18 protein-coding genes and 1 tRNA gene are annotated in these 20,726 nt (G+C 66.1%); 11 read left to right on the top strand and 8 right to left on the bottom strand.

The genetic code is table 11. The features are described from left to right. Positions 1 to 24 precede the first annotated feature (24 nt). The 5 genes from hutH to ada all read right to left on the bottom strand — a co-directional run bounded on the left by hutH (position 25) and on the right by ada (position 7,119). Entirely contained in the window at positions 25 to 1,569 is a 1,545-nt protein-coding gene (gene hutH, locus B0920_RS16140) for a histidine ammonia-lyase (protein ID WP_078033685.1), read from the bottom strand. Positions 1,570 to 1,579: 10 nt separating this feature from the next. After that, positions 1,580 to 3,289 (bottom strand): urocanate hydratase, encoded by a 1,710-nt coding sequence (gene hutU, locus B0920_RS16135; RefSeq protein WP_078033684.1) that lies wholly within the window; start codon positions 3,287 to 3,289, stop codon positions 1,580 to 1,582. 309 nt (positions 3,290 to 3,598) lie between these two features. Further along, a complete protein-coding gene (locus B0920_RS16130) occupies positions 3,599 to 5,266 on the bottom strand; it encodes an amidohydrolase (protein ID WP_078033683.1) in 1,668 nt (555 codons plus the stop codon). A gap of 90 nt (positions 5,267 to 5,356) precedes the next feature. Next, positions 5,357 to 6,046 carry a 2OG-Fe(II) oxygenase gene (locus B0920_RS16125; RefSeq protein ID WP_078033682.1) on the bottom strand — a complete coding sequence of 230 codons (690 nt, stop codon included), beginning with the start codon at positions 6,044 to 6,046 and terminating at the stop codon, positions 5,357 to 5,359. Continuing rightward, entirely contained in the window at positions 6,043 to 7,119 is a 1,077-nt protein-coding gene (gene ada, locus B0920_RS16120; protein ID WP_078033681.1) for a bifunctional DNA-binding transcriptional regulator/O6-methylguanine-DNA methyltransferase Ada, read from the bottom strand. The genes B0920_RS16125 and ada overlap by 4 nt, the downstream gene beginning before the upstream one ends. Before the next feature lie 142 nt (positions 7,120 to 7,261). Here ada and hutC point away from each other — a divergent pair, with 142 nt between their 5' ends. The 8 genes from hutC (at position 7,262) to B0920_RS16080 (ending at position 14,132) form a co-directional block, all read left to right on the top strand. Continuing rightward, on the top strand, positions 7,262 to 7,978 hold the full coding sequence (hutC, locus tag B0920_RS16115) for a histidine utilization repressor (RefSeq protein ID WP_078033680.1): 717 nt from the start codon (positions 7,262 to 7,264) through the stop codon (positions 7,976 to 7,978). A 97-nt stretch (positions 7,979 to 8,075) separates the two neighbouring features. Continuing rightward, positions 8,076 to 8,477, top strand: a complete 402-nt coding sequence (locus B0920_RS16110) for a response regulator (protein WP_229455672.1) — start codon at positions 8,076 to 8,078, stop codon at positions 8,475 to 8,477. Positions 8,478 to 8,697: 220 nt separating this feature from the next. Beyond that, positions 8,698 to 9,024, top strand: a complete 327-nt coding sequence (gene trxA / locus B0920_RS16105; protein ID WP_078033679.1) for a thioredoxin TrxA — start codon at positions 8,698 to 8,700, stop codon at positions 9,022 to 9,024. Positions 9,025 to 9,158: 134 nt separating this feature from the next. After that, positions 9,159 to 10,421, top strand: a complete 1,263-nt coding sequence (rho, locus tag B0920_RS16100; RefSeq protein WP_078033678.1) for a transcription termination factor Rho — start codon at positions 9,159 to 9,161, stop codon at positions 10,419 to 10,421. 700 nt (positions 10,422 to 11,121) lie between these two features. Continuing rightward, positions 11,122 to 11,391: a type B 50S ribosomal protein L31 gene (locus tag B0920_RS16095; protein ID WP_078033677.1), complete on the top strand. Its 270-nt coding sequence runs from the start codon at positions 11,122 to 11,124 to the stop codon at positions 11,389 to 11,391. 113 nt (positions 11,392 to 11,504) lie between these two features. After that, positions 11,505 to 13,238 carry a glycosyltransferase family 39 protein gene (locus B0920_RS16090; RefSeq protein WP_078033676.1) on the top strand — a complete coding sequence of 578 codons (1,734 nt, stop codon included), beginning with the start codon at positions 11,505 to 11,507 and terminating at the stop codon, positions 13,236 to 13,238. A gap of 243 nt (positions 13,239 to 13,481) precedes the next feature. Further along, complete coding sequence (locus B0920_RS16085) at positions 13,482 to 13,949, top strand: hypothetical protein (protein ID WP_078033675.1); 468 nt, start codon at positions 13,482 to 13,484, stop codon at positions 13,947 to 13,949. Between the two features lie 98 nt (positions 13,950 to 14,047). Beyond that, positions 14,048 to 14,132, top strand: a tRNA-Leu gene (locus tag B0920_RS16080). Between the two features lie 304 nt (positions 14,133 to 14,436). Here the strand turns inward: B0920_RS16080 and B0920_RS16075 are convergent. Further along, a complete protein-coding gene (locus tag B0920_RS16075; RefSeq protein ID WP_143745803.1) occupies positions 14,437 to 15,429 on the bottom strand; it encodes an NAD-dependent epimerase/dehydratase family protein in 993 nt (330 codons plus the stop codon). Next, positions 15,426 to 16,793 carry a UDP-glucose/GDP-mannose dehydrogenase family protein gene (locus B0920_RS16070; RefSeq protein WP_078033674.1) on the bottom strand — a complete coding sequence of 456 codons (1,368 nt, stop codon included), beginning with the start codon at positions 16,791 to 16,793 and terminating at the stop codon, positions 15,426 to 15,428. Before B0920_RS16070 ends, B0920_RS16075 begins: the two co-directional genes overlap by 4 nt. Before the next feature lie 450 nt (positions 16,794 to 17,243). Here B0920_RS16070 and B0920_RS16065 point away from each other — a divergent pair, with 450 nt between their 5' ends. From B0920_RS16065 to B0920_RS16055, 3 genes are read left to right on the top strand one after another with little or no spacing between them, the layout of a single operon-like run. Continuing rightward, positions 17,244 to 18,008 (top strand): glycosyltransferase family 2 protein, encoded by a 765-nt coding sequence (locus B0920_RS16065; RefSeq protein WP_078033673.1) that lies wholly within the window; start codon positions 17,244 to 17,246, stop codon positions 18,006 to 18,008. Continuing rightward, positions 18,005 to 18,709 (top strand): TVP38/TMEM64 family protein, encoded by a 705-nt coding sequence (locus B0920_RS16060; protein WP_078033672.1) that lies wholly within the window; start codon positions 18,005 to 18,007, stop codon positions 18,707 to 18,709. Before B0920_RS16065 ends, B0920_RS16060 begins: the two co-directional genes overlap by 4 nt. Positions 18,710 to 18,743: 34 nt before the next feature. Then, complete coding sequence (locus tag B0920_RS16055; protein WP_179119198.1) at positions 18,744 to 20,408, top strand: glycosyltransferase family 39 protein; 1,665 nt, start codon at positions 18,744 to 18,746, stop codon at positions 20,406 to 20,408. Positions 20,409 to 20,566: 158 nt separating this feature from the next. Here B0920_RS16055 and B0920_RS25995 read toward each other — a convergent pair whose 3' ends face one another. Then, positions 20,567 to 20,716 carry a hypothetical protein gene (locus tag B0920_RS25995; RefSeq protein WP_179119197.1) on the bottom strand — a complete coding sequence of 50 codons (150 nt, stop codon included), beginning with the start codon at positions 20,714 to 20,716 and terminating at the stop codon, positions 20,567 to 20,569. Positions 20,717 to 20,726 lie beyond the last annotated feature (10 nt).

Genomic DNA, 20,726 nt, shown 5'->3' with positions numbered 1-20,726 from the left:
GAGCTCTCCTGGGTGCTAGGTGGATTACGGATGCAGCGCGGCGAACAGCTCCTTGCACGACGCCGACAGCGCGCCCTCGACGACCATCCTGCGCGCGGCCTCGATGTCGGGCGCGAAGAAGCGGTCGGCGTCGTAGGGCGCGACCTGGCGGCGCAGGGCGGCGTGCACCTGTTCCAGGGTCGCGGAGCTGGTCAGCGGGCGGTGGAACTCGATGCCCTGCCCGGCCGCCAGCAGCTCGATCGCCACGATCACAGCCGTATTGTGCGCCATCTGGTCGAGACGGCGCGCCGCGAAGGTGGCCATGCTCACGTGGTCTTCCTGGTTGGCCGAAGTCGGCAGGCTGTCAACGCTCGCCGGATGGGCCAGCGACTTGTTTTCCGACGCCAGGGCGGCGGCGGTGACGTGGGCGATCATGAAGCCCGAGTTCAGGCCCGGTTCCTTGACCAGGAAGGCCGGCAGGCCGGACAGGTTGGCGTCGATCAGCAGCGCGATGCGGCGCTCGGCCAGCGCGCCGATCTCGGCGATCGCCAGCGCCAGGGTGTCGGCCGCGAAGGCCACCGGCTCGGCGTGGAAGTTACCGCCCGAGATGATCTCGCCACCCTCGAACAGCAGCGGGTTGTCGGTGACGGCGTTGGCCTCAATCAGGAGGGTGCGGCCGGCGTTGGCGATCAGGTCCATCACCGCGCCCATCACCTGCGGCTGGCAGCGCAGGCTGTAGGGGTCCTGCACGCGCTCGTCGCCCACCAGGTGGGAAGCGCGGATGGCGCTGCCGGCAATCAGTTCGCGGTAGATCCTGGCGGCCTCGATCTGGCCCGGCTGGCCGCGCACCGCGTGGATGCGCGCATCAAACGGCGCGTCGCTGCCGCGCGCGGCGTCCACCGACAGCGCGCCGGTGACCATGCCCGCCTCCAGCAGGCGCTCGGCCATGAACAGGCCGTGCAGGGCCAGGGCGGTCGAGACCTGGGTGCCGTTGATCAGGGCCAGGCCCTCCTTCGCTTCCAGCTCGATCTTCTCGATGCCGGCGGCGCGCAGGGCTTCGCTCGCGTCCACCAGTTCGCCGTTCACGCGCACCTGGCCCACGCCCAGCATCGGCAGGGTCATGTGGGCCAGCGGCGCCAGGTCGCCCGAGGCGCCGACCGATCCCTGGGACGGGATGGCCGGCATGATGCCGGCGTTGTACAGCTTGATCAGGGTCTCGATGATCACCGGGCGCACGCCCGAGTAGCCGCGCGCCAGGCTGCCGATCTTGGTCAGCAGGATCAGGCGCACCACGGTGTCGGACAGCAGCTCGCCGGTGCCCACCGCGTGCGACAGGATCAGGTTGCGCTGCAGGGCGGCCAGCTGGTCGTGCGGGATGTGGGCCTTGGCCAGGATGCCGAAGCCGGTGTTGATGCCGTAGGCCGGGTCGCCCTTGGCGACGATGGCCTTGACCGTCTCGGCCGAGGCTTCGACGGCGGGCCAGGCGTCGGCGGAGAGGGTGAGCGGCAGGTGGCCGGCCCAGACGGCGCGCAGGTCGGCGAGGCTCAGCTGGCCGGGTTGCAGGGTGAGTGCGTGATGGTGGTGGTTCATGTCGTGCTCGTTATTTGATCATCGGGAGAATCAGGCCGTTGCGCTTGGCCGTGTCGATCGCGGTTTCATAGCCGGCGTCGGCGTGGCGCATCACGCCCGAGCCGCTGTCGTTGACCAGCACCCGCGCCAGGCGCTTGGCGGCGGCCTCGGTGCCGTCGGCGACGATCACCACGCCCGAATGCTGCGAGTAGCCCATGCCCACGCCGCCGCCGTGGTGCAGCGAGACCCAGGTCGCGCCGCCGGCGGTGTTGAGCATGGCGTTCAGCAGCGGCCAGTCGGAGACGGCGTCGGTGCCGTCGCGCATGGCTTCGGTCTCGCGGTTGGGGCTGGCCACCGAGCCGGTGTCGAGGTGGTCGCGGCCGATCACGATCGGGGCTTTCAGTTCGCCCGTGCGCACCATCTCGTTGAAGGCCAGTCCGGCCAGGTGGCGCTCGCCCAGTCCCAGCCAGCAGATGCGCGCCGGCAGGCCCTGGAAGGCGATGCGCTCGCGCGCCATGTCGAGCCAGCGGTGCACCCGCGCGTGCTGGGGGAACAGCTCCTTGATCTTGGCGTCAGTTTTGTAGATGTCCTCGGGATCGCCGGACAGGGCCACCCAGCGGAAGGGTCCACGGCCTTCGCAGAACTGCGGGCGGATATAGGCCGGCACGAAGCCGGGGAAGGAGAAGGCGTCCTCGACGCCCTCGTCCTTGGCCACCTGGCGGATGTTGTTGCCGTAGTCGACGGCGTAGGCCCCCATGGCCTTGAAGTCGAGGATGGCGCGCACGTGCACGGCGCAGGATTTGGCGGCAGCGTCCTTCAGGCGCGCGTGCTGGGACGGGTCCTGCTGGGCGGCCTTCCATTCCTCCACGGTCCAGCCGAGCGGCAGGTAGCCGTTGATCAGGTCGTGGGCCGAGGTCTGGTCGGTGACGAGATCCGGCACCAGGCCGCCGGCGCGGGCGCGTTTCACCAGCTCCGGCAGGATCTCGGCGGCGTTGCCGAGCAGGCCGATCGAGACGGCTTCGCGGCGCTCCTTGTGCTCGCGGATCATGGCCAGGGCCTCGTCGACGTCGCGCGCCTGCTTGTCGAGGTAGCGGGTGCGCAGGCGGAAGTCGATGCTGCTCTGCTGGCATTCGATGTTGAGCGAGACCGCGCCGGCGAAGGTGGCGGCCAGGGGCTGGGCGCCGCCCATGCCGCCCAGGCCCGCGGTCAGGATCCAGCGCCCGGCCATGTCGCCGCCGAAGTGCTGGCGGCCGGCTTCGGCGAAGGTCTCGTAGGTGCCCTGCACGATGCCCTGGGTGCCGATGTAGATCCAGCTGCCGGCGGTCATCTGGCCGTACATGAACAGGCCCTTGCGGTCGAGTTCATTGAAGTGTTCCCAGTTGGCCCATTTCGGCACCAGGTTGGAGTTCGCCAGCAGCACGCGCGGGGCGTCGGGGTGGGTCTGGAACACGCCGACCGGCTTGCCGGACTGGATCAGGAGGGTCTGGTCATCCTCGAGCGCGCGCAGGGAGGCCAGGATCTGGTCGTAGCACTCCCAGTTGCGGGCGGCGCGGCCGATGCCGCCGTAGACCACCAGGCTTTTCGGGTTCTCCGCGACCTCGGCGTCGAGGTTGTTCTGGATCATGCGGTAGGCGGCTTCGGTGAGCCAGCTCTTGCAGGAGAGTTCGGTACCGCGTGGGGCGCGGATCTCGCGCGAGGGGTCGAAGCGGGGGTCGTCGAGGCGGGACGATTCAGTGGTCATGGCGGCTCCTTCGGATGAGGTCGGGGCGTGCGCAAGGGGCACGCTGCGGTGCTGCACTGAAGTCTAGGTTGTCTATACAAGTAAGTCAAATCATTTTGGTGTGTGGTTTGTGGTGCAATCACGCCCTGTCAGCCTGCTGGCAAACTTGGATCCCGGCTTTCGCCGGGATGACGTTGATTAATGTCGCGATTAAGAAGAAGCTGCAGCGACTCCGTTCATCACCGGATTCGCACAGACTGCACTTACGAACTCTCAAACAACGTCGTCCCGGCGAAGGCCGGGACCCAAGTTCGTCAATCCGCCACCGACTTACTTCTTGAACACCTGCTTCCCGCCCACCCAGGTCTCTAACACCCCCGTCTTGTGGATGTCATAGGTCGGCATCTTGAACAAATCCTGATCGATCACGATGAAGTCCGCCTGCTTGCCCACCTCCAGCGAGCCGAGCGTATTCTCCTGATGCCCCGCATACGCCGCATCCAGGGTAAAGCACCTGAACGCCTCCTTGAGCGACATCGCCTGGTTCGGATACCACCCCGCCACCGGCTGACCCTGCGCATCCTGGCGCGTCACTGCCGCGTGGATGCCGTAGAAGGGATTCGGCGCCTCCACCGGGAAGTCAGAGCCGCAGGCGATGCGCGAGCCCTGGTGCAGGAAGCTGCGCCACGCATACGCGCCCTTGATGCGCTCCGGACCGACGCGGGTCTCGGCCATGTTCTTGTCCGAGGTGGCGTGGGTCGGCTGCATCGAGGGAATGATGCCCAGGGTCTTGAAGCGCGGGATGTCGTCCAGGGTCACCACCTGGGCGTGCTCGATGCGGTGGCGCTGCGCCCCGCTCTTCGTCACCGCGACCTCTTTCTGATAAATGTCCAACAGTTGGTGGTTGCCGGCGTCGCCGATCGCGTGCACGTTGACCTGGTAGCCCTTGCGCATGGCCTTGGACATCATCGCGTCCATCTGCTCCTTTTTGTAGAACAGCAGGCCGTGCGAATGCGGCTCGTCGCTGTAGGGCTTGATCAGGGCCGCGCCGCGGCTGCCCAGCGCGCCGTCCGAATACAGCTTGACGGAACGCAGCGCGTACATGCCCTTGCCGTAATCCTTGAGCGGACCGTTCTTGGCCAGCGCGTCGAAGTCCTTGTCGGTGCCGCCGATCATGGCGTACACGCGCGCAGTCAGCTTGCCCCCATCGGCATAGGCGCGGTATAGGCGGTCCTCGAACACGCCGATGCCCGCATCGTGCACGCTGGTGATGCCGACCCGTGCGATCTCCTGCAGCGCGCGGTCCAGCACCACGCGGCCTTCTGCCTCGGTCTGCTGCGGCAGCACCTTCACCACCAGGTCCTGGGCCGCGTCCACCAATACCCCGGTCGCCTCGCCATTGGCGTCGCGGATGATCTTGCCGCCCACCGGGTCCGGAGTCGACTTCGTGATGCCGGCCAGCTTCAGGGTCTGGCTGTTGGCCCAGCCGGCGTGGCCGTCGACCCGCTCCAGCCACACCGGGCGGTCGCTCACCACGGCGTCGAGTTCGGCGGCGGTCGGGAAGCGCCCCAGCTTCCAGTTCTCCTGGTTCCAGCCACGGCCGCGGATCCAGGCATGGCCGGGGTTGGCGCGCGCGTACTCGCCGATCGCCCGGGTGGCCTGTTCGAGCGAGGTGGTGCGGAACAGGTCGAGCTGGGTGAGCTGCTGGCCCAGGCCGAACACGTGGCCATGGGCGTCGATCAGGCCGGGCAGCACGGTGCGGCCCTGGGCGTCGATGCGGCGTGCGTTCTTCGCCTTCGCGGCCACGTCGGCGCTCGCGCCCACGGCGATGATCCGTCCGCTGTCGTCGAAGGCCAGCGCGCTGAACTGGACCAGTTCGCCCTTGGCGTTGAGGGTATAGCCGTTGGCGTTGTCGATCACCGTGTCGGCATGGGCCGACAGGCTGCCGAGGGCGGCGAGAACGAACAGGGAACACTGTGGAATCTGGCGCACGCGCATGCTTTCTCTTCTCCGTTGTGGTGGGGTCCCGCGCCTCGTGGGCACGGCACGGAGAAGTGTATAGAAGTTTGCGCGAGGGGCATAGCCAGGCTAGTCCGCGTCGTGGAAGATGATCCCCAGGGTATGGCGGCTGCCCGCCTTCAGGCGGCTCACGCCGTGGCGCATCGCCACCCGGTACACGCCGCGCGTGCCCTGCACCGGGCGCTGGTTGACCGCGAACACGACGGCGTCACCCTGCCCCAGCGCCACCACCTCGGCGCGCGACTGCATGCGCGGGCGCTGTTCCGTCAATACGAATTCGCCGCCCTCGAAGTCCTGGCCGGGACGCGAAAGCAGCACCGCCACCTGCAAGGGAAAGACCTGCTCGCCGTACAGGTCCTGGTGCAGGCAGTTGTAGTCGCCCTCGCGGTAGCGCAGCAGCAGCGGCGTGGGGCGCAGCTGGCCGGCGGCATGGCAGCGCGCCAGGAAGTCCTCGTGCGCTGCGGGAAAGCCCCCGTCCAGTCCGAGCGCGGCCTGCCAGCGGTTGGCGATGCGCGCCAGCGGCGGATACAGGTGGGCGCGCAGCCATGCCAGCGAGCCGGGGAGCGGATAGGCGAAGTACTGGTACTCGCCGCGCCCGAAGCCATGGCGCTCCATCACCACGCGGCTGCGGAATAGCCCGGGACTGTCGTACAGCCGCGCATACCACGCGCACTCGTCGGCCGACAGCAGGCCGGGGATCACGGCGCAGCCGAAACCGTCGAGCTGGTCGGCCACCGCATCCCAGTCCACTTCCTTCATTGCTGGGCCTCGCGCTCGAGCAGGGTGCGCTTGCGCTCGATGCCCCAGCGGTAGCCCGACAGCGCGCCGTCGGTGCGCACCACGCGGTGGCAGGGAATCGCCACCGCCACCGGATTGGCGGCGCAGGCCCCGGCCACCGCGCGCGCGCCGTCCTTCAGGCCGATGCGCTCGGCCAGCTCGGCATAGCTGACGGTCTGGCCGGCCGGGATCTCGCGCAGGGCCTGCCACACGCGCTGCTGGAAGGCGGTGCCGCGCACGTCGAGCGGCAGGTCCAGCCCCTGGCCGGGGGTTTCGATCAGGCCGATCACGCGCGCCACGGTGCGCTCGAAATCGGCCTCGGCGCCCTGCAGCTCGGCGCGCGGGAAGCGCTCCTGCAGGTCGCGCACCAGGGGCTCGGGCTGGTCGCCGATCAGCACGCAGCAGATGCCGCGTTCGGTGCTGGCGACCAGCACCGCGCCCAGCGAGCATTGGGCCACGGCGAAGCGGATGGTCTCGCCCTGCCCGCCGCTGCGGTAGCGGCGCGGACTCATTCCCAGCAGCCCGCCCGAGGCGGCGTAGAAGCGCCCGCTCGAATTGAAGCCGGCGTCGAAGATCGCCTCGGTGACCGTGGACGACTCCTGCAAGCTGCTGCGCACCCGCGCCGCGCGGCGCGCCGCCGCATAGGCCTTGGGCGTGATGCCGGTATGCGCCTTGAATACGCGGTGGAAGTGGAAGCGGCTCATGCCGGCCTCGCGGGCCAGGCTGTCGAGGTCGGGCTCGTCCTCGGACGCCTCGATCAGGCGGCAGGCGCGCGCCACCGCCTCGGCCTGGCGCTCGGCCAGGGCCGGCCCGTTCGGCTTGCAGCGCAGGCAGGCGCGAAAGCCCGCGCTTTCGGCCTCGGCGCAGCTGGCGTGGAAGGCGACGTTGGCGCGCAGCGCGCCGCGCGAGGGGCAGGACGGGCGGCAGTAGACCCCGGTGCTGCGCACCGAATAAACGAACTGGCCGTCGGCGGCGCGGTCGCGGCGCTGCACGGCGTCCCAGCGCGCGTCGTCGCTGTCGAAGGTGGTGGCGGTGCGTGGAATCGCGGCGTTCATGGTTACTTCTCGAATCGGTATGCCGTCAGCTTAAACCGCCGCCGGGACGGCCGCACTCCGGGTCTTGCTCTCGAATCCGAATGCTAGAATCCAGTTGAAGGATGGCCATCCGGCCAGCCCAACCGGCACCGTGGAGAGTAGTTTGGAAGAGCAGACCGCGCAAGACAGCACGCCCATTTTCCAGCGCATCAAGGATTACCTGGTGAGCGAGATCGCTTCCGGGCGCTGGAAGGAAGGCGACCTGGTGCCGTCCGAGCAGGCCCTGGTGCGCCAGTTCGGCGTCTCGCGCATGACCGTCAACCGCGCCGTGCGCGAGCTGACCGCCGAGCAGGTGCTGGTGCGCCGCCAGGGCTCGGGCACTTATGTGGCGCCGCAGAAGTACCAGGCCACCCTGGTCGAGATCCGCAACATCGCCGACGAGATCCGCGCACGCGGCAAGGCCCATCGCGCCGACGTGCGCCTGCTGCGCCAGGAGGAAGCAGGCGACGAGCTGGCCGCCGAGTTCGACCTCGATCCCGGCGCGCCGCTCTTCCATTCGCTGATCGTCCACTTCGAGAACGAGGTCCCGATCCAGCTGGAAGACCGCTGGGTCAATCCGGCCTGCGCCCCGGCCTACCTGGAGCAGGACTTCCGCCTGATCACGCCCAACGAGCACCTGATGCAGGCCGCGCCGCTGCAGGGCGCGGTGTATACCATCGAGGCCCAGCCGGCCCAGCCGGGCGTGGCCGCCATGCTGGGCGTGCCGCCGGACAGCTGCTGCCTGGTGCTGCACCGCCGCACCACCTCGGCAGGCCGCATCGCCTCGGTGGCCACCATGTGGCATCCGGGCCATCTGGCGCGCTTCACCGGCAGCGTGTGATACCGTTTGGCGCAAATAAACCTGTCGCCGCGCTGCACGCGGGCCCAAACTTCGCCATAATGACCGTCGTTCAACATCTCGCGCCCACGCCCAGCCCATGATGACCTACGCCACCGCCGCTTCGCCCACTGCCCCCCGGCGCGTGCTGGTGCTGGACGACGACGAGATCCTGCTAGAGGCCCTGGACGCGATGCTGACCAGGATGGGGGTCGGCCACGTGGCGCTGGAAGCCGACGCCCGCGGCGCCCTCGAGCGCCTGGACGAGCACCGGCCCGACCTCATGATCTGCGACCTGATGCTGCCCGAAATGGACGGCATCGAGTTCCTGCAGGCCGCCGCCGGCCAGGGCTACCGCGGCAAGGTGGTGCTGCTCTCGGCCCTGGACGACGGCCTGCGCGAAGCCGCCGGCGAGCTGGCGCGCGCCCTCGGGCTGGACGTGGCGGCCGGCCTGCGCAAGCCGATCAGCATGGAGCAATTGCGCAGCGCCGTGGAATGTTGAGATTTTGTACAAAGCAGCGAACACTTTTTAAAAAAATGGGGTATTATTCGCTGCATTCCCCGCCTGACACCCTCTAGCCGTTCTTCCATATTGAAATTTGCCCACAGTGCCTCCACCATTGTGAAGCAGCAATATATAAGCAATCTACGGCAGCCGGCTGAGACATCGTGCGCGATCGATCTCCAGGCGTTATTTGATCCTTACCTCATTTGAGGAAACCATGAGCGAAAACATCAAACATATCAGCGACGCATCCTTCGAAACCGACGTGCTCAAGTCCGAGCGCCCGGTCCTGGTCGACTTCTGGGCCGAGTGGTGCGGCCCGTGCAAGATGATTGCACCGATCCTGGAAGAAGTGGCCAAGGAATACGAAGGCAAGGTGACCATCGCCAAGCTGGACGTCGACTCGAACCAGGCCGTGCCGGCCAAGTTCGGCATCCGTGGCATCCCGACGCTGATCCTGTTCAAGAATGGTGTTCCTGCCGCTCAAAAGGTTGGCGCAATGGCCAAGGGCCAGCTGACTGCTTTCATCGACAGCAACATCTGATACGATAGCGATGGCAGCGCGCCCGCGCTGCCGTCATTCCCGGACGGTAGGGCCCCCTGGTCCTTCCGGCTTGTTTAAAAACCACGCAGTTCCCTCCCCTACCTTTACTTTCCCGTCACGGGACACCCACACACATGCATTTATCTGAACTGAAGGCGATGCACGTTTCCGCGCTGCTGGAGATGGCAATCGGCCTCGATATCGACAACGCAGCCCGCCTGCGCAAACAAGAACTGATGTTCGCGATCCTGAAGAAGCGCGCGAAACAAGGCGAACAGATTTTCGGCGATGGCGCGCTCGAGGTATTGCCCGACGGCTTCGGATTCCTGCGCTCGCCGGACGCGAGCTACATGGCGTCGACCGACGACATCTACATCTCGCCGTCGCAGATCCGCCGCTTCAATTTGCATACGGGTGACTCGATCGAAGGGGAAGTGCGTACGCCCAAGGATGGCGAGCGCTACTTCGCGCTGGTGAAGGTGGACAAGGTCAACGGCGAATCGCCGGAAGCCTCGAAGCACCGCATCCTGTTCGAGAACCTGACTCCGCTGCACCCCTCAGTGCCGCTGCGCCTGGAGCGCGACATGAACGGCGCCGAGAACATCACCGGCCGCATCGTCGACCTGATCGCGCCGATCGGCAAGGGCCAGCGCGGCCTGCTGGTGGCTTCGCCGAAGTCGGGCAAGTCGGTCATGCTGCAGCACATCGCCCACGCGATCACCGCCAACCATCCCGACGTGACCCTGATCGTGCTGCTGATCGACGAGCGTCCCGAGGAAGTGACCGAGATGCAGCGTTCGGTGCGCGGCGAAGTGGTCGCCTCGACCTTCGACGAACCGGCCACCCGCCACGTGCAGGTCGCCGAGATGGTGCTGGAGAAAGCCAAGCGCCTGGTCGAGATGAAGAAGGACGTCGTGATCCTGCTGGACTCGATCACCCGCCTGGCGCGCGCCTACAACACCGTGATCCCGGCTTCGGGCAAGGTGCTGACCGGTGGTGTGGACGCCAACGCGCTGCAGCGTCCGAAGCGCTTCTTCGGCGCCGCCCGTAACGTCGAGGAAGGCGGCTCGCTGACCATCGTCGCGACCGCGCTGATCGAGACCGGTTCGCGCATGGACGACGTGATCTATGAAGAATTCAAGGGCACCGGCAACATGGAAGTGCACCTGGAGCGCCGCCTGGCCGAGAAGCGCGTCTACCCGGCGATCAACCTGAACAAGTCGGGCACCCGCCGTGAAGAGCTGCTGATCAAGCCGGACCAACTGCAGAAGATCTGGATCCTGCGCAAGCTGCTGTACTCGATGGACGAGATCGAGGCGATGGAGTTCATCCTCGACAAGATGCGCGCGACCAAGAACAATGTCGAGTTCTTCGACATGATGCGCCGCGGGGGCTGATCGCTACCGTAGTGCGATCGCGTGAAGGGCGGCCTGGGGGTCGCCCTTTTTCATTGTTGGCGCTGCGTTCAAGGGAGGCGTGGGCGGCCTGCGGGCAAACTTGGATCCCGGCCTGCGCCGGGATGACGTTGTTATAAGGCGCAGGGAAGGGACTGGTGCGGATTCGGCAACGCTGCCGCGAGCGTCCACAAAACGCCCCATCAGCGTCCCCTTGGCCCGCTACTTCAGCACGTCATCCCGGCGAAGGCCGGGATCCAAGTCCCTCGCACAGCCGCAATCCCGAACCTTCACCCCCTTAGCCCGCTACTCCAGCACGTCATCCCGGCGAAGGCCGGCATCCAAGTCCCTCACACAGCCGCAATCCCGAACCTTCCCCCTTGGCCCGATGCTGGAGCACGTCATCCCGGCGAAGGCCGGGATCCAAGTTCCACGAACAGCCGCAATCCCCAACCTTCCCCCTTGGCCCGCTGCTCCAGCACGTCATCCCGGCGCAGGCCGGGATCCAAGTTCCACGAACAGCCGCGATCCCACGCCTTCCCCCACGCTGTTGCAAGCCCAAGCCCCCTCAGTTGCCACCCAGCCCAAACCACCTTATAATCTCCGGTTCAGTCAACCCCTGGCAAGTGATCGGCAATCGGGTCAAGAAGCAGCGCGACCGACGAAGTGCCTTTTGGCTACCAACCTAATCAGAGGCAATATTATGAAGACCGATATCCATCCGGATTACCGTGAAGTCGTGTTCCACGACCTGTCCTGCGATTTCAAATTCGTGACCCGTTCGACCATCGCCACCCGCGAAACGATCACCCACGAAGGCAAAGAATACCCGCTGGTCAAGATCGAGGTGTCGGCTGAGTCGCACCCGTTCTACACCGGTAAGCACAAGATCGTCGACACCGCTGGCCGCGTCGAGAAGTTCCGCCAGAAGTTCGGTTCGGTCGGCTCGAAGACCTCGGTCGCCAACGGCTAATCCCGTTCGCGTCCTGCCCGGCACTGTCCGGGTTGCCAGAAGAGAAGCCGGTTCGCCGGCTTCTTTTTTTTCGCGGCTATACTACGCGATTATTTCCTGCATCAGACTTATCGATGAAACCAGTCCGTCTTCCCGCCGCCGCCACCCTGGCGCTGCCCCGCTGGGCCCTGCTCGCGCTGGGCATGCTGTACATCCTGCCCGGGCTGATCGGCCGCGATCTGTGGAAGGAAGACGCCGGCAGCTTCGGCATCATGTGGACCATGGCGCACGGCGGCCTGGACGACTGGCTGTTCCCCAACATCTCCGGCCTGGCCGTCACCGAGGAAGGCCCGCTGGCCTTCTGGCTGGGCGCCCTGTGCATCAAGCTGTTCGGCTGGATCCTGGGCGACGTGCTGGCCGCGCGCGTCTCCACCATCTGCATCTTCGTGATGGGCGCCGTGTCCCTGTGGTACACCGCCTTCCACCTGGGCCGGCGCGCCGAGGCCCAGCCGCTGCGCCTGGCCTTCGGCGGCCAGCCCGAACCGGACGACTACGGCCGCACCCTGGGCGACACCGCGGTCCTGATCTACCTCGGCTGCCTCGGCCTGCTGCTGCAGAGCCACCTGACCCTCGCGCCCACCCTGCAGGGCGCCCTGCTCTCCTACTTCCTGTACCGCGCCGTGCGCTGGGTCGAGCACAGGAGCGACCGCAACGCGGTGCTGGTCGGCCTGGCCCTGGGTCTCCTGACCCTGACGCGCGGCTTCCTGGCCCCGCTGGCCCTGGTGCTGGCCCTGTTCGCCTGCACCCGCTTCCTGCTGCTGCCGGTTGGCCCCACCCTGCGCCAGCTGGCCATCGCCCTCGGCGTGGCCTTCGGCCTCACCCTGGTGTGGATCGTGCCCGCCCTCGTGGTCCAGCCCTATGGCGACTCGCCGGTGAGCGCCTGGCTGGCCTGGAACCTGCAGCAGTTCGGGCTGCCGAGCTGGACCTCGGTGAAGGCCTTCTTCCGCATCGGCATCTGGTTCTTCTGGCCGGCCTGGCCCTTCGCGCTGTGGGCCGTCTGGGCCTGGCGGCGCCAGGACAAGCTGCTGCACATCGTGCTGCCGGTGTTCTTCTTCGCCGCCCTCACCCTGCTGCTGCTGTGCGATCCGGTGCCGGAAAACGGCGACTTCCTCAAGATGCTGGCCCCGCTGGCCCTGATGGCGGCCTTCGGCCTGCCGACCATGAAGCGCGGCAGCATCAACGCCATCGACTGGTTCTCGGTGATGGTGCTGACCATCCTCGGCGCCGTGCTGTGGCTGTTCTGGATCGCCAAGCTGACCGGCTGGCCGGCCCAGCTGGCCAAGAACGCCCTCAAGCTGGTGCCGGGCTTCAAGCCCGAGCTCGGCATCGTCTCTTTCGTGGTGGCGGCCGCCGCCAGCATCGGTTGGATCATGCTGGTGCACTGGCGCCTGTCGCGCCAGCCCTCGGTGCTGTGGCGCGCGGTGGTGCTGTCCTCCGGCGGCCTGATCCTGCTGTGGGTGCTGCTGATGACCCTGTTCCTCCCGGAGCTCAACTACAGCAAGAGCTACGCCGGCGTCGCCCAGCAAATCGCCGCGCGCCTGCCAGCCGGCATGGGTGAAGGTACGGGCTGCATCGACACCAACGTCGGCCCGGCCCAGCGCGCCTCGCTGGCATTCTATGGCCGCCTGCCCTTCGTCACCCTGGCCGGCGGCAAGTGCGACTACGTGCTGCTGCAGGACAGCCTGAAGCGGCGCGACGACCGCGAGATGATGCGCAAGTATGGCGTGCGCAACCCGGTTCCCCTGTGGGAAGGCCGGCGCGCCTCGGACCGCGACGAGCGCTTCCGGCTGTTCCGGCGCGAGCGCTGAGCTCATCCGTATGAGAGAGCCGCACCTGGACAAGGTGCGGTTTTTTTTCGTCCGTTGTAAACGTATGCTTCTCTTGTGCGCGGCCCCTTGGCGCGATGTGAGAACCTATCTCCAAGAGTAGGCGCATTTGAGCGGAGTCAAACCCATCGCGGCCGTGATCGTCAGAATGATCCTGATCACATCCGTCGGGTGAACCAGACCGGACGTTGGGCGGTCCCTCAAGGGCGCAGCAAGGAGATGATCATGAAAAGTGTTACCTTTTCTGAAATTGTGCGCATCCACCAACGGCCGGGCTACCTGCGCCGCACCGCGACCTGGCGCCAGTCGCTGCCCTGGGCATTGACCATGCTGGCCGGCCTGCCCGTGCTGGTGATGGCGCTGCACCTCATCGACCCGGCCACGCCGCTGCCTTACGTGGTGCTGCCGGCCGTATTGGGTGCGCTGGTGCCTTTATGCATGCTGGGTCCGGGCCGCTTCGAGATGCGCACCCGCTTCGATGCGCATTACATGATCAGCACCCTGGACGAGGCATTGGCCGCGCTCGGCTACCGCAAGAGCGGCGATGCCGACGACAGCATCCGCTACACCCGCTCCCGCCCCTGGCTGCGCAGCCAGGACGGCGCGATCACGGTGGCGGTGCAGCCGCATGCGCTGGAGGTCATCGGGCCGGTCGGCAGCTTGCGACTGCTGCAGCATCGCATCGCGCGCTGAGGCCCGCGCCGCGGTCGCACCGTCGGCGCGCACCGGGTCGGCGCGCGGATACTGGTCAGCCGTGCAAGGCTTGTGCTAAGATGCGCGCCTGCTATTGGGCCTCTGTGGCGGAATTGGTAGACGCACTTGACTCAAAATCAAGCGCCGAAAGGCGTGCCGGTTCGATTCCGGCCGGAGGCACCACCCAACGCAGCACACCGCATCTCCCCTTCCTGAGCAAACAGGCGCGCAGGGAACTCGGGCCGACAGGCTCTCGACAGTTCCAACATTTCACTGCTTTATCCCGTCGCTCATCCGCGATTTATCGCCGATTGCCCACGTCTTGTGCGATCGTCGGGCACATAGTATCCAGCACGGATTGAACCCGGCGTCCTATATGGAACCGGCGACACTACCGGAACATCCTGAACCGGACCGGCGAGCGAGCAGCGCGGCGCCCCGCAACCAGGGTGTCAGGTGGGTCCGCACGAGGCAACCGGCGCGCCCATCAAGCGCGCCAGCCACGATACCAGTCACGAAACGACGCCAACCCGGTCTCCAGCGGCGTAGCCGGTTTGTAGCCCACCCATTCCTGCAGTCGGCTGGTATCGGCATGGGTAGCCGGCACGTCGCCCGGCTGCATGGGCTGGAAGTCCAGCACGGCCCGCACACCCAGCACGCGTTCGAGCGTGCGCACGAAGTCCAGCACCGTGACCGGCTGGCTGTTGCCGATGTTGAAGACCGCATGGCGCGCCTTGCTGGCCTTGTCATGCCCGGAAGGCGCCTGCGGCTTGAACAGCAGCCGCACCACGCCTTCGACGATGTCGTCGATGTAGGTGAAATCGCGCATCAGCTTGCCTTCGGCGAAGACGGGGATCTTCTCGCCGCGCATCATCTTCTCGGTGAAGCTGAAGTAAGCCATGTCCGGACGCCCCCAGGGACCATACACCGTGAAGAAGCGCAGGCCGGTTGCCGGAAAGCCGTACAGGTGGCTGTACGAGTACGCCATCAGTTCATTCGCCTTCTTGGTGGCGGCGTAGAGCGACACCGGTTCGTCGACCCGGTCGGCCTCGCTGAACGGCACCTTGGCATTGCTGCCATACACGCTGCTGCTGCTGGCGTAGAGAAGGTGCTCGATCTGGCGGTGGCGGCAGGCCTCCAGGATATTCCCGAAGCCCACCAGATTCGACTGGATATAGGCGGAGGGATTCTCGAGCGAATAGCGCACGCCGGCCTGGGCCGCGAGGTGCACCACGAGTTCAGGCTGCACCGCGTCGAAGAGCGCGCTCAAGGCGGCCTGGTCGGCGATGTCGACCCGCTCACAGGCGACTCCGGCGGGCGCCAGAAGCGCCTCGACACGGTCGTGCTTCAGTCGCGGAGCATAGTAGTCGTTGAAATTGTCGCAGCCGCTCACCTGGTGGCCCATCGCTGCCAGACGCGCGGCGACGAAACTGCCGACGAAGCCGGCGGCGCCGGTGACGAGAATGCGTTGGCCGCTCACGGGCTCACCGCCTGCATCCTGCGGCCGATGCCTTCATACGCCAGGCCGGCGGCGGCGACGGTGTGCGGATCGTAGATGTTGCGGCCGTCGAACACGGCGCGCTTGCGCAAGTGCTGCGCCAGGAACTTCCAGTCCGGCGAGCGGAATTCCGTCCACTCGGTCACCAGCATCAGCACGTCGGCGTCGCGCACGGCGTCCTTGGCCGATCTGGCGATGGTCAAGAGTTCCGCACACTTGTCGCTGCCATGCCGGGCGACGAGTATGCGCTGCGCTTGCCTGGATGCCACCGGGTCGTAGGCCGCCACGCGCGCGCCGGCCCCGAACAGGGCGTCGATCAGCACCAGGCTGGGCGCTTCGCGCATGTCGTCGGTATTCGGCTTGAAGGACAGGCCCCACAGGGCGATGGTCTTGCCGCGCAGCTCGGTTTCGCCGCCCAAGAAACGACACAGCTTGCGGTACAACACGTACTTCTGCTGTTCGTTGACCCGCTCCGTCGCCTTCATGATGAGCAGTTGCTGGTCATAATCCCTGGCGGTCTTGATCAGGGCCTTGACGTCCTTCGGGAAGCACGAGCCGCCGTAGCCCATGCCGGCGTACAGGAATTGCGAACCGATGCGCGGGTCCATGCCGATGCCCTGGCGCACCGCTTCGATGTCGGCGCCCAGTTGCTCGGCCAGATTGGCCAGCTCGTTCATGAAGCTGATGCGGGTAGCCAGCATGGCGTTCGCGGCATACTTGGTCAACTCGGCCGAGCGCACATCCATCACCACCATCTTTTCGTGGTTGCGGCTGAACGGCGCATAGAGCTGGCGCATGCGCGCGGTCGCCTGGGCATCGTCGCTGCCGATCACGATGCGGTCCGGCCGCGTGAAGTCCTTGATGGCGGCGCCTTCCCGCAGGAATTCGGGGTTGCTGACCACGGTGAAGGCGAGCTCCAGGCCGCGCTTGTCGACTTCCTCCTTGACTGCCTGGCGAACCAGTTCCGCAGTACCGACCGGCACGGTGGATTTATCGACAAGGATGATCGGCCTGCCGATCCGCTGGCCGATCTGGCGCGCGGCATTGAGGATGTGGGTCAAGTCCGCGCTGCCGTCCTCGCCTGGCGGGGTGCCGACGGCCAGGAAGACGACATCGGCATGCGCCACCGCCTCGTCGTAGCTGGTCGAAAACTGCAGGCGCCCCGCATCGACATTGGCCTTGACCATGGCGCCCAGTCCCGGCTCGTGAATCGGAAGCCGGCCTTCCCTGAGCATCTGTACCTTGCTTTCGTCGATGTCCAGGCAAAGGACATGATTGCCGACGTCTGCAAAGCAGGCGCCCGTCACAAGACCGACATAACCGCTACCAATCACTGAAATGTTCATCAGTATTCCTGTCCAGGGGAGAGGGCAACCGTAAGTGCATTCATGAAACGCAAGTTTGACGTAAATTATACGGACAGTCTCTCCGACTCCCTTTTCTCATGCATTGGTGCCCTTGGGAGAGGAAACATCAGCTTCTTTCCGGTATTACATGGACGGAACTAATTGAAATGGAGCAGGAAAAGTGGCCGCTGCAGCACCCGAAGTTGCATCGAATGCAACACCTGAGTACACTGGGCCGTCAGGGCGGTCCGCAATCGACAGACGGTAAATGCATCTCGAAAACGACGCATCGCCGCCCTACGCTGTGCTGACTCCAGGCAACTTTGTGGCCGATCAAGGCTTACCGCAAGCCCTGCCGACATTCACGGCGGGGGGAGTCGAAGTGAACATTGATGAACCAGCGCCGGGCATGCAGACGGTAGACCGGCGACCTCTATGCGATCGAACAACATGGCTGACGAACCTAGCGACAAGCAAGCATTCCTCGTCTCGGTGCTGATTCCGGCAAAGGACGAGGCCGAGAACATCGGGCATCTGGTTGACGAGATTCATCGCGCCCTGGGCGGCCATTTTTCCCACGAGGTGGTGCTGGTCGACGACGGCAGCAGCGACGACACCGCCGCTGTATTCCTGCGGCATTGCCAGCAAACGGGCACGGCGGCGCGGCTGATCCGCCACGAGCGCAGTGCCGGACAAAGCACTGCCCTGTGGACCGCCGCGCGCCACGCCGCCGGGCGTTTCCTGGTCACCATCGACGGCGACCGCCAGAACGACCCGGCCGACATCCCGGCCCTGGTGGAACAGGGACTGGCCATGGAAGCGCAGCACCGGCATTTCTGCATCGCCGGCTTCCGCAAGAACCGGCGCGACACGCGCTGGAAGAAAATCCAGTCGCGCATCGCCAATGCGGTACGCCGCCGCATCCTGGACGACGGCGTGCCGGATACCGGCTGCGGCCTCAAGCTGCTGCCGCGCGAGACCTGGCTGTGTCTGCCTTACTTCGACCACATGCACCGCTTCGTGCCCGCCCTGGTCAAGCGCCTCGGGGGCGTGATCGCGGTCGTGCCGGTGCACCATCGGCACCGTCCCGCCGGCGTCTCGAAATACACGGCCTGGAACCGGCTGTGGGTCGGGATCGTCGACATGTGGGGGGTCAGCTGGCTGATCCGGCGCACCAAACTGCCGCAGATCGAACGGATGGAAGTGCGGCATTGAAAACCGAACTGAAACTGCTCGTCAAGCCGCTGCTGCTGACTACCCTGCTGGCCTTGGGCTTCGCTTCCCTGCATTTCAAATGGTGGGGATCCTATACCGAACTGGATCTGCTGAATCGCCTGTTCGAACAGCATTGGGCGATTGCCTGGCCCGTCTTCTTCATCGTCGGCGTCGTCTATACCGCCCTCGGCGGCCCGCGCCAGCTGCTCGCCTTCGCTTGCGGCTACCTGATGGGCGGCTTGGCGGGTGCATTGCTGAGCACCCTCCTCACCGGAGTCGGCGCCCTGCTGGTGATCTACTGCGTGCGCAATATCGCGACAGACTGGATGCTCAGGCGTCACGCCGAGCGCGTCGACTTCATCCGCCAATTGCTGGCGGACGACACCTGGCTGTGGATCTGCACGGTGCGGCTGATGCCGGTCGGCAGCAACCTGGCGACCAATATCGCTGTGGCGCTGGGCAGGCTGAACATCCCGGCCGTGTTCTGGGGCAGCCTGCTGGGCTACCTGCCGCAAATGCTGCTGTTCAGCTTTGCCGGCGCAGGCCTGGCCCTGCAGGACGAGCAGCAGATCTGGATCAGCCTGCTGATGCTGGCGCTGTCCACAGCGCTGGTGCTCTATCTCTACCATCACGGCTTCAAGCAGCGCCTGCAGAAAATCCGAGGACACATGCATGCAAACCCTGCACACCACGAGTCTTAGGCAGAACACGAACTGGTGGCCGTGGATCGCCGGCTTGATCGTCCTTACCCTGTTTTCCGGCATCGGACTGCGCGACCCCTGGCCCGCCGACGAACCACGCTTCGCCCAGGTCGCACGCGAAATGGTGGAATCCGGCCAATGGCTGTTCCCCACGCGGGGCGGCGAGTTCTATCCGGACAAGCCGCCGGTCTTCATGTGGCTGATCGCCCTCTTCTACCAGATCACCGGACACCTGCGGATCGCCTTCCTGCTGCCCAGTGCCCTGGCCGGGCTGGGCACGCTATGGCTGGTGTTCGACCTGGGCCGCCGCCTGTGGGGAGAGCAGACCGCGCGCGCGGCCGTGCTTGCCCTCGCGTTCACGCCGCAGTTCCTGCTGCAGGCCAAGGCCGCGCAAATCGATGCGGTAGTCTGCTTCTGGATCACGCTCGGCTGCTACGGATTCATCCGTCACTTCCTGCTCGGTCCGGCCTGGGGCTGGTATGCCGCGAGCTGGGTGGCGATGGCCGTGGGGGTGGTGACCAAGGGCGTCGGTTTTCTTCCCGTGCTGATGCTGATACCGCTGGCGATCTGGCGTCGCCAGACCGGCGCATCGGGGCAGCCGGTCTGGGGCAAGCGCGCATGGTGGGGACCGGCGCTGATGCTGGGCGCCCTGGCGCTCTGGCTGGTGCCGATGTGGGTGACGGTCGAACGGATCCACAGTCCGGAACTGCTGGCCTACCGCGACAACATCCTGCTCAGGCAAACCGCGGAACGCTATGCGAATGCCTGGCATCACATCAAGCCCTGGCACTACTACCTGACGACGGCGCTGCCCACCATGTGGTTTCCGCTGGTCCTGCTGTTCCTGCTCCAGCTGCGCAACATCAGGACGCTGTGGCGGTCCAGCCTGGCCTTGCGCGTACTGCTGAGCTGGGTTGTGCTGGTGCTGGTCTTCTTTTCGATCAGCCCCGGCAAGCGCGAGGTGTACATCTTCCCGGCGCTGCCGATGTTCGCGCTGGCGCTGGCCTATGTGTGGGAACAGGCGCCGGCGGAGGCGCGCCGCACCGCGTCGCGCCTGCTGCGCGCAGTGCTCGTGCTGATCGGCCTGGTGCTGGTCGCGCTGGCGGCGCTCACAATGCTGGCGCCGGATCGGCTGCCGTCCCGGGCCGACGACTACGCCGACGCCATCATGACACTGGCTCCGGGCGTGCTGGTGCTCGGGTTGACGCTGTGCGGCATCGTCCTGCTGCTGCGCAAACGCGCCTTGTTCGAGCAGCTCGCCCTGGCCGGCGTGCTGGCCTGGCTGTTCGTCTCGATCTGGATGTGGCCCATCCTCAACCTCCATCGGACGCCGCGTGCAATCATGCAGGAGCTCGAACACAGCATCGCCCCGGACGCGCAAGTCGGCATGCTCGAGTTCAAGGAACAGTTCCTGCTGTTCTCGGACCGTCCCCTGGTCCATTTCAGCTACCTGGCGCCGCTGGCCCAGCAGGAATGGAATGCCTGGCGCTGGATGCGCGCGGACCGGTCGCGCGTGCTGCTGTTGCCCGATGGCCTGGCGCTGCGCTGCTTCGATCTGTCGCGCAAACGGCTGCTTGGCAACGCTCACCGCCGCGACTGGATCCTGCTCGATGCCTCGGCCGTGCGTGACAGCTGCGAAGGATCTGCCGACCGTGCCCCCTACCGCTACCTGCCCGTCAAGAAGGATATCCTGTCGTGATCGGCACGTGGCGACCGGGGCGACATGCCGGTCGCGACCCCGGTCCCGGTTACGGTCACGGTCCCGGCTACGGTTCCGGTCACGGTCCTGGCGCCGGCGGTCCTGGATCGCGCGCATGAAAAAAGGGCGGCTCGCGCCGCCCTTTTCGCTAGCTGCGCTTAGCAGCAGTCGGCCAGCATCCTGAGGCAGCAGTCGATGCCGGTGCAGCAGTCGATGCCGGTGCAGCAGTCGCTGCTTGCGGCAAATGCGGCGAAGGAAGTGACCGCCAGTGCGGCGGCGATGGCGGTTTTGACGAGTTTGGATTTCATTGGATGCTCC

This window comes from Massilia sp. KIM (genome assembly GCF_002007115.1).
GTDB lineage: Bacteria > Pseudomonadota > Gammaproteobacteria > Burkholderiales > Burkholderiaceae_D > Telluria.
The sequence above is the reverse complement of the archived record's forward strand: the minus strand, read 5'-3'. Positions and strand labels throughout refer to the sequence as shown.